The organism is Streptomyces sp. NPDC047880 (assembly GCF_040706515.1).
Classification (GTDB): Bacteria; Actinomycetota; Actinomycetes; order Streptomycetales; family Streptomycetaceae; genus Streptomyces.
This window is the reverse complement of sequence record NZ_JBEZOK010000005.1, coordinates 297,746-311,059: the sequence shown is the minus strand read 5'-3', so window position 1 is coordinate 311,059 and position 13,314 is coordinate 297,746. Positions and strand designations below refer to the sequence as shown.

Annotated in this window: 14 protein-coding genes; 6 read left to right on the top strand and 8 right to left on the bottom strand. The window is 73.5% G+C overall.

All coding sequences use genetic code 11. The features are described from left to right. Window positions 1–61 precede the first annotated feature (61 nt). Window positions 62–784: a VOC family protein gene (locus tag AB0937_RS11210; protein ID WP_366711034.1), complete on the bottom strand. Its 723-nt coding sequence runs from the start codon at window positions 782–784 to the stop codon at window positions 62–64. A gap of 122 nt (window positions 785–906) precedes the next feature. Between AB0937_RS11210 and AB0937_RS11205 the strand changes: the two genes are divergently transcribed. Continuing rightward, window positions 907–1,554, top strand: coding sequence for a TetR family transcriptional regulator (locus AB0937_RS11205; protein ID WP_167345935.1), 648 nt, complete (start codon window positions 907–909; stop codon window positions 1,552–1,554). A gap of 90 nt (window positions 1,555–1,644) precedes the next feature. Here AB0937_RS11205 and AB0937_RS11200 read toward each other — a convergent pair whose 3' ends face one another. Next, window positions 1,645–2,118: a nitroreductase/quinone reductase family protein gene (locus AB0937_RS11200; protein ID WP_366711033.1), complete on the bottom strand. Its 474-nt coding sequence runs from the start codon at window positions 2,116–2,118 to the stop codon at window positions 1,645–1,647. Then, window positions 2,115–3,305: an acyl-CoA dehydrogenase family protein gene (locus AB0937_RS11195; protein ID WP_366711032.1), complete on the bottom strand. Its 1,191-nt coding sequence runs from the start codon at window positions 3,303–3,305 to the stop codon at window positions 2,115–2,117. The genes AB0937_RS11200 and AB0937_RS11195 overlap by 4 nt, the downstream gene beginning before the upstream one ends. 120 nt (window positions 3,306–3,425) lie before the next feature. Between AB0937_RS11195 and AB0937_RS11190 the strand changes: the two genes are divergently transcribed. Both AB0937_RS11190 and AB0937_RS11185 read left to right on the top strand, forming a co-directional pair. Continuing rightward, the gene (locus tag AB0937_RS11190) at window positions 3,426–4,595 is read left to right on the top strand and encodes an acetyl-CoA acetyltransferase (RefSeq protein ID WP_366711031.1); all 1,170 of its coding nucleotides are present in this window, start codon (window positions 3,426–3,428) and stop codon (window positions 4,593–4,595) included. Window positions 4,596–4,686: 91 nt separating this feature from the next. Further along, window positions 4,687–5,364 (top strand): pyridoxal 5'-phosphate synthase, encoded by a 678-nt coding sequence (locus tag AB0937_RS11185; RefSeq protein ID WP_366711029.1) that lies wholly within the window; start codon window positions 4,687–4,689, stop codon window positions 5,362–5,364. On the opposite strand, the gene AB0937_RS11180 is transcribed toward AB0937_RS11185, so the two are convergent. The 5 genes from AB0937_RS11180 to AB0937_RS11160 form a co-directional block, all read right to left on the bottom strand. After that, the gene (locus AB0937_RS11180) at window positions 5,341–6,315 is read right to left on the bottom strand and encodes a GNAT family N-acetyltransferase (protein WP_366711028.1); all 975 of its coding nucleotides are present in this window, start codon (window positions 6,313–6,315) and stop codon (window positions 5,341–5,343) included. The genes AB0937_RS11185 and AB0937_RS11180 overlap by 24 nt on opposite strands. Before the next feature lie 60 nt (window positions 6,316–6,375). Next, entirely contained in the window at window positions 6,376–6,588 is a 213-nt protein-coding gene (locus AB0937_RS11175) for a DUF4287 domain-containing protein (RefSeq protein WP_366711026.1), read from the bottom strand. A 97-nt stretch (window positions 6,589–6,685) separates the two neighbouring features. Beyond that, the gene (locus AB0937_RS11170) at window positions 6,686–7,312 is read right to left on the bottom strand and encodes a GNAT family N-acetyltransferase (protein ID WP_366711024.1); all 627 of its coding nucleotides are present in this window, start codon (window positions 7,310–7,312) and stop codon (window positions 6,686–6,688) included. A gap of 420 nt (window positions 7,313–7,732) precedes the next feature. Further along, complete coding sequence (locus AB0937_RS11165) at window positions 7,733–8,149, bottom strand: Zn-ribbon domain-containing OB-fold protein (protein ID WP_366711023.1); 417 nt, start codon at window positions 8,147–8,149, stop codon at window positions 7,733–7,735. Then, window positions 8,146–8,598 carry a DoxX family protein gene (locus AB0937_RS11160; protein ID WP_366711021.1) on the bottom strand — a complete coding sequence of 151 codons (453 nt, stop codon included), beginning with the start codon at window positions 8,596–8,598 and terminating at the stop codon, window positions 8,146–8,148. Before AB0937_RS11160 ends, AB0937_RS11165 begins: the two co-directional genes overlap by 4 nt. Before the next feature lie 247 nt (window positions 8,599–8,845). On the opposite strand from AB0937_RS11160, the gene AB0937_RS11155 reads away from it, so the two are divergent. The 3 genes from AB0937_RS11155 (at window position 8,846) to AB0937_RS11145 (ending at window position 13,273) form a co-directional block, all read left to right on the top strand. After that, window positions 8,846–10,051 carry an NAD(P)/FAD-dependent oxidoreductase gene (locus AB0937_RS11155; RefSeq protein WP_366711020.1) on the top strand — a complete coding sequence of 402 codons (1,206 nt, stop codon included), beginning with the start codon at window positions 8,846–8,848 and terminating at the stop codon, window positions 10,049–10,051. A gap of 205 nt (window positions 10,052–10,256) precedes the next feature. After that, window positions 10,257–12,482: an acetate--CoA ligase family protein gene (locus AB0937_RS11150; protein ID WP_366711018.1), complete on the top strand. Its 2,226-nt coding sequence runs from the start codon at window positions 10,257–10,259 to the stop codon at window positions 12,480–12,482. Beyond that, window positions 12,482–13,273, top strand: coding sequence for an enoyl-CoA hydratase-related protein (locus AB0937_RS11145; RefSeq protein ID WP_366711017.1), 792 nt, complete (start codon window positions 12,482–12,484; stop codon window positions 13,271–13,273). The genes AB0937_RS11150 and AB0937_RS11145 overlap by 1 nt, the downstream gene beginning before the upstream one ends. The last annotated feature ends 41 nt before the right edge of the window (window positions 13,274–13,314 follow it).

The following is a 13,314-nucleotide window of genomic DNA, read 5'->3' as shown; positions in this document are numbered from 1 at the left end:
CCGCTGACAATTGGGATGTCTCGACATGGAAGTGATCAAAAGATGACCAAACAATGCCTGCTCAGCGGCGCAACAGCGCGAACGACGCCCCCTGATTGTCCGTGACGACGGCGACCTCTCCGTACGAGGTCCCGAAAGGCGGGGCCTGGACCCGGCCGCCGAGCCGCCGCACGTCCTCCAGGGCGGCCGGTACGTCCTCGACGGCGAAGTGCACGAGGAAGTGGGGCGGCATCCCCTCGGAGAAGACGTCCGTGACGGCGGCCCGGCCGAAGTCGGGCTCGGCGTCCGGCCCGAACAGGGCGTCCCGGAAGAGGTCGCCGTAGAAGGTGTTGGCCGCCTCGGTGTCCCGGGCGTACAGCTCGACCCAGGCGAAGGTGCCCGGCTCGTGCCGCTTGCCGAAGCCGGGGTGGTCCTCCGGCTGCCACAGGGCGAAGACGGCGCCCTCGGGGTCGGTGACGAGCGCGGTGACGCCCAGCTCACCGGCCGGCACCGGCGCCGAGACGACCTGTCCGCCCGCGTCCCGGATGCGCCGGGCCAGGGCCGGTGCGTCAGGGGTCGCGAAGTACACCGTCCAGACGCTGGGCAGCCGTCCGTCCACCTTGCGGACCAGAGCGGCCACGGGTTCGCCGTCCTTCAGCGCCTGCGCGAAGGAGCCGAACCAGTCCTCGAAGGTCCACCCGAAAAGTTCACCGTAGAACCGCTTGCCCGCCTCGACGTCCGGGAGCTGCGCGTCCACCCAGCAGGGGACGCCCTCTCCGTACACCGATGCCCTGTTTTCGGCCATGCCGACAACGTAACCGCGACTGCCGCACCCCGCAGACCAGGCACACCAGCCCCTGTACTCCCTCGCACCCCATTTGCAGTCGGCCGAATCGCGCCCCGATCACGCCTCGGTAAGCTGACGGCATGACAGGACAAGTGCGTACCGTCGACGGCCGCGTGGCCGGCCGGCGTGGGCAGGCGACCCGGCAGAAGCTGCTCGACTGCCTCAGCGAGATGCTCAGCTCCTCCCCGTACCGGGACGTCAAGGTCATCGATGTCGCCCGGAAGGCGGGCACTTCGCCCGCGACCTTCTACCAGTACTTCCCGGACGTCGAGGGCGCCGTCCTGGAGATCGCCGAGCAAATGGCGACCGAGGGCGCCGCGTTGACAGAGCTCCTGGAGGGCCGCTCCTGGGCCGGCAAGGCCGGCTGGCAGACGGCTCAGGAACTCGTCGACGGCTTCCTGGAGTTCTGGCGCAAGAACGACGCCATTCTCCGGGTCGTCGATCTCGGCGCCGCCGAGGGCGACAAACGCTTCTACAAACTCCGGATGAAGATCCTCAACTCGGTGAACAACTCCCTCGCGGACGCCGTCGCCGAGCTCCAGGCCAAGGGCCGGGTCGACAAGGACGTGAACCCGGCGGCCGTCGCCGGTTCGCTGGTCGCGATGCTCGCGGCGGTCGCCTCACACCAGAAGGGCTTCTCCTCCTGGGGCGTGAAGCAGGCCGAACTGAAACCGAACCTCGCCCTGTTGGTGCACCTCGGCGTCACCGGCCGGAAGCCGACGAAGTAACGCCGGGCGGCGGCCCCTCGCGCACCCAAATCCTGTCTGGCAGGCGGTGGTTCACCCAGGTGAACCACCGCCTGTCGCGCTTTTCGCCGGTCACTTGCTCGGTACGAGCCGGAACACCCGGATCTCCCGCTCCACCCGCGCCTGGTAGGCCGCGTACGGCGGCCAGAACGCCAGCAGCGCCTGCCACGCCGCCGCCCGCTCCTCCCCCGCCAGCAGCCGGGCCGTGACCGGGACGTCCCGGCCCTTCCAGCTGATCTCCGCGTCGGGATGCGCGAGGAGGTTGTGGCTCCAGGCGGGGTGCCCCGGCCGCCCGAAATTGGACCCGACGAGGATCCAGCGGCGCCCGCCGTCCTCCGGCATGCAGGCCAGGGGCGTACGACGGGGCAGCCCGCTCCTCGCCCCGGTGGAGGTCAGCACCACGCCGGGCAGCATCCGCGCGCTGAGCAGCAGCCGCCCTCCGGTGAGCCGGTGGACGGCCCGGTCGAGGGCGGGCACCACGTGCGGCGCCACCCGCGCGAAGCCCCTGGTCGACGACACCTTCTGCACCACACGCGCACCCCTCATGTGCCGGCCTCCTCGAAGACGTGTGCCACGTCGGCCGCGTGCGCCCGCAGCCGGTGCACCGGCCCGAACAGCAGCTCGTCGCCCGCGGCGCGCTTGAAGTACAGGTGGGCCTCGTGTTCCCAGGTGAACCCGATCCCGCCGTGCAGCTGGATCCCCTCGGCGGCCGCCCGGCGCAGCGCTTCGAGCGCCTGGGCGAGGGCCAGAGCGCCGGCCGTCTCCTCGGGGGCCGGGGTCGCGGCGGTCCAGGCCGCGTAGTACGCCGCCGAGCGGGCCGCCTGGACCTGGACGTAGGCGTCGGCCAGCCGGTGCTTGACGGCCTGGTAGGAGCCGACCGGCCGGCCGAACTGCTCGCGCTGCCCGACGTACCCGACCGTCCGCTCCAGCACCCGGGCGGCGGCGCCCACCGCCTCGGCGGCGAGGCAGGCGGCGGCGGTGCCGCCGAGCCGGGCGAGGGCGGGCAGGGCGTCGGCCTCCTCGTCGCCCAGCAACTCCGCGGGGGCGTGCCGCAGTTGGACGCGGCCCTGCGGGCGGGTCGCGTCCAGCGCGGTCTGCCGTGCCCGGGTGAGACCGGCGGCGTCCCCGCGCACGAGGAACAGCAGCACCCGGGAGCGGGCGAACCCCCCGGTGTGCGCGGCGACGACGAGCAGCCCGGCGCTGTGCCCGTCGAGAACCTGGTCCGCCTGCCCGTACACCTGCCAGCCGTCGTCGGTCCGCCGGGCCTGGACGCCCCCGGCCCGTCCCCCGCCGGCCCATTGCCCGCGCCGGTCGTGGCCGGTGAGCGCGAGGGCGGTGGCGAGGGCGGGCCCCGGTACGGCCAGGGCGGCGGTGAGTTCGCCGGAGGCGATGCGCGGCAGCAGCTCGGCGCGCTGGGCGCCGGTGCCGAGGGCGAGCAGCAGCGGGGCGGCGAGGACGGCGGTGGCGAGCAGGGGGGTGGGGGCGAGCACCCGGCCGGTTTCCTCGCACGCCAGGGCGAGTTCGGTCGAGGTGCAGCCGGCGCCGCCGTAGGCGTCGGGGAGGGCCAGTGCGGGCAGGCCGAGGTGTCCGGCGAGGGTGACCCACAGGGCGGGGTCGTGCCCGGCCGGGGTGCCGACGGCGGCCCGCAGCTCCTGCGGACCGCACCGCTTGACGAGCAGTTCGCGCAGGGTGCGGCGGATCTCGTCCTGTTCGTCGGTGAAGCGGGCGTCCATGGGGCACCTCTCTCCGCAAGCACCTCTCGCCATATCTGACGGTGCGTCATATTAGGGCGGGGAGACGAGGAAGCCCAGAGCCCTGCCGTGGCGGCACAGATCTGATGTACCGTCAGATTCATGGTGGCCCGGAGAAAGGTGGCCGTCGTCGGCGTGGCCCTCTCGGACTGCGGCCGCGTGGACGACGCGACCCCGTACGCCCTGCACGCCCAGGCGGCCCGGCGCGCCCTGGCCGACGCCGGCCTGGACCGGTCGGTGGTCGACGGCTTCGCCTCGGCGGGCCTCGGCACCCTGGCGCCCGTGGAGGTCGCCGAGTATCTGGGCCTGCGCCCCACCTGGGTCGACTCCACCTCGGTGGGCGGCTCCACCTGGGAGGTCATGGCGGCCCACGCGGCGGACGCGATCGCGGCAGGGCACGCCCGCGCGGTGCTGCTCGTCTACGGATCGACGGCTCGCGCCGACGTCAAGGCCGGCCGCCGCACCGGGACCCTGTCCTTCGGCACGCGCGGCCCCCTGCAGTTCGAAGTCCCCTACGGCCACACCCTGATCGCCAAGTACGCCATGGCGGCCCGCCGTCACATGATCGAGTACGGCACGACGATCGAGCAGCTGGCCCAGGTCGCCGTGCAGGCCCGGGCCAACGCGGCCCTCAACCCGGAGGCGATGTTCCGCACGCCGGTCACGGTCGACGAGGTCCTGGCCGGGCCCATGATCGCGGACCCCTTCACCAAGCTGCACTGCTGCGTCCGCAGCGACGGCGGGGCGGCGGTGCTGCTGGTGGCGCAGGAGTACGCACGGGACTGCCGTACATCCCCGGTGTGGGTGCTGGGCAGCGGGGAGTCCCTCTCGCACGCCGCGATGTCCGAGTGGCCGGACTTCACGGTGACGCCGGCGGCGGTGAGCGGGCGGCTCGCCTTCGGACGGGCCGGGATACGGCCGTCGGAGATCGACTTCGCCGAGATCTACGACGCGTTCACCTACATGACCCTGGTCACGCTGGAGGACCTGGGCTTCTGCGGGAAGGGCGAGGGCGGGCCGTTCGTGGAGAAGGGGCGGTTGCGGGTCGAGGGCGGAGAGCTGCCCGTGAACACCGACGGGGGCGGGCTGTCGGCGCAGCATCCCGGGATGCGGGGGCTGTTCCTGCTGGTGGAGGCGGTGCGGCAGCTACGCGGGGAGTGCGGGGAGCGGCAGGTGCGGCGCACCGGCGGCGCGCTGCCGCGGCTGGCCGTGGCGTCGGGGACGGGGGGCTGGTTCTGCTCGTCCGGGACCGTGGTGCTGGGGGCGGAGTGAGCGGCCCGCGCCCCTCCTGGACTCCGCGCCCCGCCGGGGAGGCCTGCCGCCCTGCCCGCCGCCCTCGCGCGTGACCGGTGACAATCGAGGCATGGCAACCGATCTTCACGAGCTGCTGAGGTCACTGCGGGTCTGGGACCCGAAGGTCACGGACCTGCCCCCCTTCGAGCCGGACACCGCTCCGGCCGCGCCCCTGCCCCTGTTCACCGAGTGGTTCGCGGCGGCGGTGGCGGCCGGCCAGACCGAGCCGCACACCATGTCGCTGGCGACGTCGGACGAGTCGGGGCTGCCCGACGTGCGGATCGTGATGCTGCACGGTGCCGACACCGACGGCTGGTTCTTCGCGTCGCACGCCGGCAGCCGCAAGGGCCGGCACCTCGCCGGCCGCCCGTACGCCGCGCTCGGCTTCTACTGGCCGGCGCTGGGCCGCCAGGTCCGGGTCCGCGGCCCGGTGACCGCGGCTCCGTCCGAGGAAGCCCAGGGAGACCTGCACGCCCGGTCGACGGGCGCGCTGGCGGCGGCGCTGACCGGACGGCAGAGCGAGGTCCTGCCCTCCCTGGACGACCTGGCCCGGGCCTCGGAGTCGGCGTGGGAACGAGCGTCCCGCGAGCCGGAGGCACCGGTGCCGTCCTGGACGCTGTACCGGCTGCGGGCCGAGGAGGTGGAGTTCTTCCAGGGCGACGAGCGCCGCCGCCACGTCAGACTCCGCTACCGGCGGCAGGAGGAGCGGGACGGCGAGGAGTGGTCACGGGAGCTGCTGTGGCCGTGAGGCCGGTTGCGCCGCACGTGCGTCGTGACCGTCCGGGGTCGTGCTCGGGCGACCGGGCGTGATCGGAGCCCATGTGAAGTCGTACACCGCGAAGTCGGCCACCGGGCGGTAGCCGATGCGCTGGTAGAGGCCGTTGCTGGTGGGGTTGGACAGGTCCGTGAAGAGGAGGACCTCGTCTGCTCCGGCGGCGCGGGCGGCGCGGCTGACCTCGGTCGTCGCCGCACCCGCGTAGCCGCGGCCGCGCAGGTGGGGCGGGGTGTAGACGGGGGCGACGCGGACCTGGCCGGCGACCTGGGGAGTGCTGCCGGCCATCGCGACGGGCGTGCCGTCGGGGGTCTCCCAGAAGGTGATGCCGCCGTTGTCGATCCGGGCGTCCGCCCACTCGGCGGAGTCGCGGGCGGTGCCCAGGCCGACGGATGCGCTGAACTCGTCGTGCCAGTGCCGGAGCCGCTCGCGGTCGGACGTGACGGCCACCCTGGGGCGGCCGGGCGGCACGGGCCCGGGCGCGGTCAGCGTGCCGAGCCGGTAGAGCCGCTGGCGCCGGCGCAGGGCTGCCGGGGCGCCCGTGTGCCGCTGCCAGGCTTCGGCGAAGGCGGCCGCGGTGTCGGTGTCCGCGTTCACACCGGGCAGGCGACGCCCGAGGGCGGCCAGGCGCGCGGCGAGGGAATCGGCGTCCCCGGGGGTCAGGGCCGTGAGGTTCAGCCAGTGCGGCGGGGTGCGGAAGAAGGCCGCCCGGACCTCCCCGTCCCGTTCCAGTACGCCGAACTCCGGTGCCCCCTCTCCGTACACGCACCGGCCGCGCGTCCGCAGGGTCTCCGTGACGGTCAGCGGCACGGTGTGCGGCGCCGGCCGGGAGCGGAGGAAGGGGCCGGCGCGGGCGAGGAAGTCGTCGAGGTCATGAGTGAGGTGCCAACTGGCTCTCCCACTGCGGGTGTTCGTATCGGTGTCCATGGTTCATGGTGCCGTCCGCCGACCACCGGACACTCCTGATCTTCGGCAGCCCCCGTCGGATCACGTGCCACTGTCCTCGGCGAGCGTGTACGCCACCAGCGCGTTGGCGTGGCCGTGTCCCACGCCGTGCTCGGTCTTCAGCCAGGTGACGAGCTCCATGTGCCGGGTCAGCGGCGAGGTGCGGATCAGCTCCTGCCAGTCGGCGACCGGCCGGCCGTACTTCTTCTCGATGGTCGGGAAGTAACTGGCGGGGCCCTTCACGGGTGCGGTCATCTCGGGCGGTCCCTTCGCTGCACGGCGGTGGCGCTTCGGTCGCCGGTTATGACCGGTGGCGCGGACGGGACTGATCGGCCGAGCGGAGTGACGTGCATCACATCACCGCTCTCGCCCCCTCCTGTGGATCCCGCGGTTCCGGGTCCGTGGCCAGGCGGGCGTGCAGATGGGCGTCCCGGAAGGCGTCATACCGGTCCTCCTGGAAGATCGCGCCGCGCAGGGTGCCCTCGTAGGGGAACCCGCACCGCTCGGCGATCCGGCACGAGGCGTCGTGGCCCACCGCGTGGTCCAGCTCCAGCCGGTGCAGGCCGAGTTCCGTGAGGGCCCAGCGCGCGGCGAGCAGGAGAGCGCGCGTGGCGACGCCCTGGCCGCGGGCCTCCGGCAGGACCCAGTAGCCGACCCGGGCGACCTTCAGGTGGTACTTGATCTCGTTGACGCCGATGTGTCCCAGCGGGGCGTCGCTGCGCGCGTCCGCGATCCGGAACGACACCGACGCCCCCTCCAGGGCGCTCTGCGCCCGCGCGAGCAGGGACTCCCGCGCACTCGCCCGGTCGGTGACCGGCCGCAGCGGGGTGTTCCAGCGCCGGAACTCCGGGTCGCTCAGCCCTCGCAGCCATGTGTCCACGTCGGCACCCGACCCCGCGTTCCAGGGTCGCAGGCGGAGGCCGTGACCGTGCAGGTCCGGGCGTGGGCCGGTCAGGGACTGGTCGCGTATGGGGGCCATGGGCCCATTCAATCCCTCGGCGCGCGATCCGGGACGCCGTGGCGGGAAGAAGTCGCCGCCCCTGAGCACCCGGGGCCAGGGACGCCGGGCTCCTCGGCCGTTCAGCCCCTCCGCACCCTCCGCACGGGCCGTTCAACCCCTCCGCACCCTCACACACCGGCCGTTCAACCCCTCCGCACCCCCACACACCGGCCGTTCAACCCCTCCGCACCCCCACACACCGGCCATTCAACCCCTCCGCACCCCCACACACCGGCCGTTCAACCCCTCCGCACCCCCACACACCGGCCGTTCAACCCCTCCGCACCCCCACACACCGGCCGTTCAGCCCCTCCGCACCCTCACACACCGGCCATTCAGCCCCTCCGCACCCTCACACACCGGCCGATCAACCCCTCCGCACCCTCACACACCGGCCGATCAACCCCTCGGCGCCGGTCGGAACACCGGGATCCCCTCCCGGAACACCACCTCCAGGTCCGCCCCGTCCGACAGCCCCGGATCCTCACCGGACCGGCGGGCCTGCGCCCCCACGATCTCCGTCATCATCCGCGGCCCCTCCGCCAGTTGGACCACGGCGGCGACGTACGGGACCCGGTCCCGGAAGGGCGGCAGGTCGTTGCGGTGGACGACGGACCAGGTGTAGAGCGTGGCGCGGCCGCTCGCCGTCTCCCACGACACGTCCTCGCTCCAGCAGTGGGGACAGAACTCGCGCGGGTAGTGGTGGGCCCGGCCGCACGCCCCGCAGCGGCGGATCAGCAGCCTGCCCTCGGCGGCCGCGTCCCAGTACGTCCGGGTGAAGGCGTCGGGCTCGGGCAGGTCGAGGCGGCCCGTCATCGGAACAGCCCCAGGGCGCTGTCCACCGACCACGTCTGCCAGGACATCCCGAACAGTCCGACCACCGACATCAGCGCCATCATCGAGTTCTGCCCCTGCTCGGCGACGTCGTGGACCATGAGCGTGAAGTAGAGCGCGTTGAGCAGAAGGCCGCCGACCAGGGCGACCGGGGTGAGGAAGCCGGTGATCAGCCCCAGCCCGAGGGCCAGTTCAGCGTGGACGACGACGTACGCCATCACGCGCGGGCGCGGCGCCACGACCGCTTCGAAGCCCGAACGGACCGCGCTCCAGCGGTGCTCGGCGGCTATCCCGGCGGCCCAGGCGATGCCGGCGCCCCGCTCGAACCAGGCCTTGCGGTCCTTGTGCCGCCAGCTCTCCAGCCACCACAGCCCGAGTCCGATCCGCAGCACGGCCAGCCATTCCGCCCCGGTGAGCCAGATCGCGTCCATGCGACCTGACGGTACGTCAGTTACGCGGATACGCAAGACCCCGGCGGCGACCCGCCCCGGCAAGCACCCCCTGGCAGCGCCCGGCGCACACGACCGGCCACACGGCCAGGAACGATCACCGTGCCGCCACAACTCGGCCCGCCGCACCACGAGCCCCGCCCCCTCTCCCTACAGCCGTGATCATTCCGTAACCAATTCCGGTCTTGACCGAGACCCATCAAGCGGTCCCGTGATTACGCTCCCGCTCATGGCCGACTCCACACCCCCCACACCCGCCTCCGCACAGCCCCCACCCGACCGCCCCGTCTACGTCATCGGCGGCGGCCCCGGCGGACTGTCCGTGGCGTACGCGCTGCGCGCCCGGGGCGTCCGGGCCGTCGTCCTGGAGAAGTCCGACCGCGTCGGGGCGTCCTGGCGCCGCCACTACGACCGGCTGCACCTGCACACCACCCGCCGCCTCTCCGCCCTGCCCGGACTGCCGATGCCGCGCCGGTTCGGACGGTGGGTGTCCCGGGACGACGTGGTGCGGTACCTGGAGAAGTACGCCGAGCACCACCGCCTGGAGATCGTCACCGGCGTCGAGGTGACCCGCGTCGAGCGCGGCCCCGACGGCACGGGCTGGCTGCTGCACGCCACCGGCGGCCGGGAACTGGCCGGCGCGGCCGTGGTCGTCGCCACCGGCTGCAACCACACCCCGCGCCTGCCGGACTGGCCCGGCCGCGCCGACTTCACGGGCGAGCTCCTGCACGCCGGCCGGTACCGCAGCGGCAAGCCCTACGCCGGCCGGGACGTCCTCGTCGTCGGGGTGGGCAACACCGGCGCCGAGATCGCCGTCGACCTGGTGGAGAGCGGTGCCTCGCGGGTCCGGCTCGCCGTGCGCACCGTCCCCCACATCGTGCGCCGTTCGACCGCCGGCTGGGCCGCCCAGTACAGCGGCGTGCTGGTGCGCCGGCTGCCGGTCGGCCTGGTCGACCGGATCTCCCGGGTGCAGGCCAGGGTGGCAGTGCCCGACCTGTCGGCGCACGGGCTGCCGCGTCCCGACACGGGGCTGTACTCGCGGGTGAGGCAGGGGGCGATCCCGGTGCAGGACGTCGGCCTGATCGACGCCGTACGCAAGGGCAGGGTGGAGATCGTGGCCGCCGTGGAGGGCTTCGAGGACGGCGGCAAGGTCGCCCTGGCCGACGGCAGCAGGATCTCCCCGGACGTGGTGATCGCCGCCACCGGATACGTCCGCGCCCTGGAGGACCTCGTCGGCCACCTCGGCGTCCTCGACGACCGCAGCAGGCCCGTCACCCACGGTGCCCGCACCCCGAAGGCCGCCCCGGGCCTGTACTTCACCGGCTTCACCAACCCGATCAGCGGCAACCTCCGTGAGATGGCGCTGGACGCGGTGAAGATCGCGAAGGCCGTCGCACGGAACGGCGCGGGGGGCGTGTCCCGACTGCCGGGCTGAGACCCGCCCCGCCCGGCCCGGCGTACTGCCGGGCCGGCGCCCGTCCCCGCCCGGTCCGGCGACTGCCGGCTCGAAGCCCGCCCCCGCCCGGTGCGGTCCGGCGTATCGACAACTTAGCTCGCCCACACCGTTCCTGACGTCGCATCAGTTCAGTAATCTGACAATGCGTCAGTTAGCTGCTGTCTCACAGGAGCGGGCGGAAACGATGCTTGGATCGACCCACGGCACCCTCACCACCGACTCCCGCCGGACCCGGGCCATCGCCTGTGGCGAGCGGTCCGGGCCCGTCGTGCACGGCAGGCCGGCCCAGGCGGGCGACCTGGACGTCGGCGGACGGCCGCTGCACGCCGGCGTACCCGATCTCGACCGCTTCTTCCGTCCCCGGTCCGTCGCCGTGATCGGCGCCTCGGACACCGAGGGCCGCCCGAACACCGGCATCACACGGCAGCTGGCCGACTGGGCGGAGCGGGTCGGCGCCCGGCTGCACCCGGTGCATCCCAGTCGGCCGGCCGTCTTCGGCATCCCCTGTTCCCCTTCCGTCGCCGCCCTGCCCGAGCAGGTCGATCTGGCCGTGGTGCTGGTCGGCGACCCGTTGCCGGTGATCGAGGAACTGGCCGACGCCAAGGCGCGGTTCGCGGTCGTCTTCGCGTCCGGGTTCGCGGAGACCGGCCCGGAGGGCGAGGCCGCCCAGCGGCGACTGGCCGCCGCCGTGGAGCAGTCCGGGATGCGCCTGCTGGGGCCCAACACCAATCTCAACGCCTTCGAGCGGTTCCGCGACGACCTTCAGGGGCCGGCGATCGCGCTGATCACCCAGTCCGGACACCAGGGCCGCCCCGTCTTCGCCCTCCAGGAACTCGGCATCCGCCTCTCCCACTGGGCCCCCACCGGCAACGAGGCCGACCTGGACAGTGCCGACTTCCTGTCCTACTTCGCCGAGCAGCCCGAGGTCGGCGCCATCGCCTGCTACCTCGAAGGGCTGAAGGACGGCCGCGCCTTCCTGCTCGCCGCCGACCGGGCCGCCCGGCGCGGAGTGCCGGTCGTCGCCGTCAAGGTGGGCCGCACGGAGACCGGCGCCCGCACGGCCGCCTCCCACACCGGCAAACTGACCGGCGCGGACGCGGTGGTGGACGCGGCACTACGCCAGTACGGCGTGATCCGCGTCGACGGGCTGGACGAACTCCAGGACACCGCAGCCCTGCTGGCCCGGGCCCGGCCGCCGCGGGCCGACGGCGTCGTCGTCTACTCCATCTCGGGTGGCACGGGCGCGCACGTCGCCGATCTCGCGGCCGAGGCGGGCCTGAGCCTGCCGGTCCTGTCCGAGGCCAAGCAGGCCGAGCTGCACCAGTGGATCCCCGAGTACCTGTCCGTCGCCAACCCGGTCGACAACGGCGGGCACCCGGTCGGGGACGAGCGCGGCCGGAAGATCATCGACGCGATCCTCGACGATCCTGACGTGGGCGTGCTGATCTGCCCGGTCACCGGGCCGTTCCCGCCGCTCAGCGACCGGCTCGTCCGGGACCTGGTGGACGCGGCCGAGCAGACCGACAAGCTGGTGTGCGTGGTGTGGGGTTCGCCGGTCGGCGCCGAGCCCGCCTACCGCGAGGTGCTGCTCGGCTCCTCCCGCGTGGCCACCTTCCGCACGGTCGGCAACTGCCTCACCGCCGTCCGCGCCCATCTCGCCCACCACCGGTTCACGGCCGCCTACCGCTCCCCCTTCGACGAGGCCCCGCGCACCCCCTCGCCCTCCTACCGCAAGGCACAGGCCCTGATGCACCCCGGCGGGCAGCTGAGCGAGCACGCGGCGAAGCAGTTGCTGCGGGCGTACGGCATCCGCGTACCGCGCGAGCAGTTGGTGACCAGTGCGGCGGCGGCCGTCCGGGCGGCCGGGCTCGTGGGTTACCCGGTGGTGATGAAGGCCTCCGGCGCCCGGATCGCGCACAAGACCGAGCTGGGCCTGGTGAAGATCGGGCTGACCTCGGCCAGCCAGGTCCGTGACGCCTATCGCGAGCTGACCGACATCGCCCGCTACGAGGACGTCGCCCTGGACGGCGTCCTGGTCTGCCAGATGGTGGAGCAGGGCGTGGAGATGGTCGTCGGCGTCGCCCACGACGACCTGTTCGGCCCGACCGTGACCGTCGGTCTCGGCGGTGTGCTCGTCGAGGTGCTGCGGGACACCGCCGTGGGGGTGCCGCCCTTCGGGGAGGAGCAGGCGCGGGACATGCTCGCGGGACTCCGCGGCCGGGCCCTGCTCGACGGGGTCAGGGGGCGGCCGGCGGCGGATCTGGACGCGCTGGTGGAGGTCGTCCTGCGGGTGCAGCGCATGGCCATGGAACTCGGCGACCAGCTGGCGGAACTGGACATCAATCCGCTGATGGTGCTGCCGCAGGGGCAGGGGGCCGTGGCGCTGGACGCGCTGGCGGTGTGCCGCTGATGGCGGGGCCCGCGGTGCTGCACACGGCCACGGACCAGGTCCTCACCCTCACCCTCAACCGGCCCGAGAGCCTCAACGCCCTGACGCCCGGGCAGCGCGAGGAGGTCATCGGGCTGCTGTCGGAGGCGTCCGCCACGGCGGAGGTGCGTGCCGTGGTGATCACGGGGACGGGCCGCGGTTTCTGCGCCGGGGCGGACCTCAGGGGGGCCGGGGCCCCCGGCGAACGGCTCGTGGGGGACGTGGCGCGCACCCTGCGCACCGGGGCCCAGCGGCTGATCGCCGCCGTGCTGGACTGCGAGAAGCCGGTGATCGCGGCGGTGAACGGCACGGCGGCCGGCCTGGGCGCACATCTCGCGTTCGCCTGCGACCTGGTCCTCGCGGCCGAGTCCGCCCGCTTCATCGAGGTGTTCGTACGGCGCGGGCTGGTCCCCGACGGCGGCGGCGCCTACCTCCTCCCCCGTCTCGTCGGCCCGCAGCGGGCGAAGGAGCTGATGTTCTTCGGCGACGCGCTCACCGCCCCGGACGCCGAACGCCTCGGGCTGGTCAACCGGGTCGTACGGGACGAGGAGCTGGAGAAGACGGCACGCGCCTGGGCCGAGCGCCTGGCGGCCGGACCGACCCGCGCCCTCGCCCTGACCAAGCAGCTCGTCAACGCCTCCCTCGACACCGACCGCGCCGCCGCCTTCGCCGCCGAGGCCGCGGCGCAGGAGATCAACATGACGACGGCGGACGCACAGGAGGGCGTGCGGAGCTTCGTGGAGCGCCGGGGCGCGGAGTTCAGGGGACGCTGACCCTTCCTATCTGACGGTATGTCAGCTTCAATGGCGGGGTG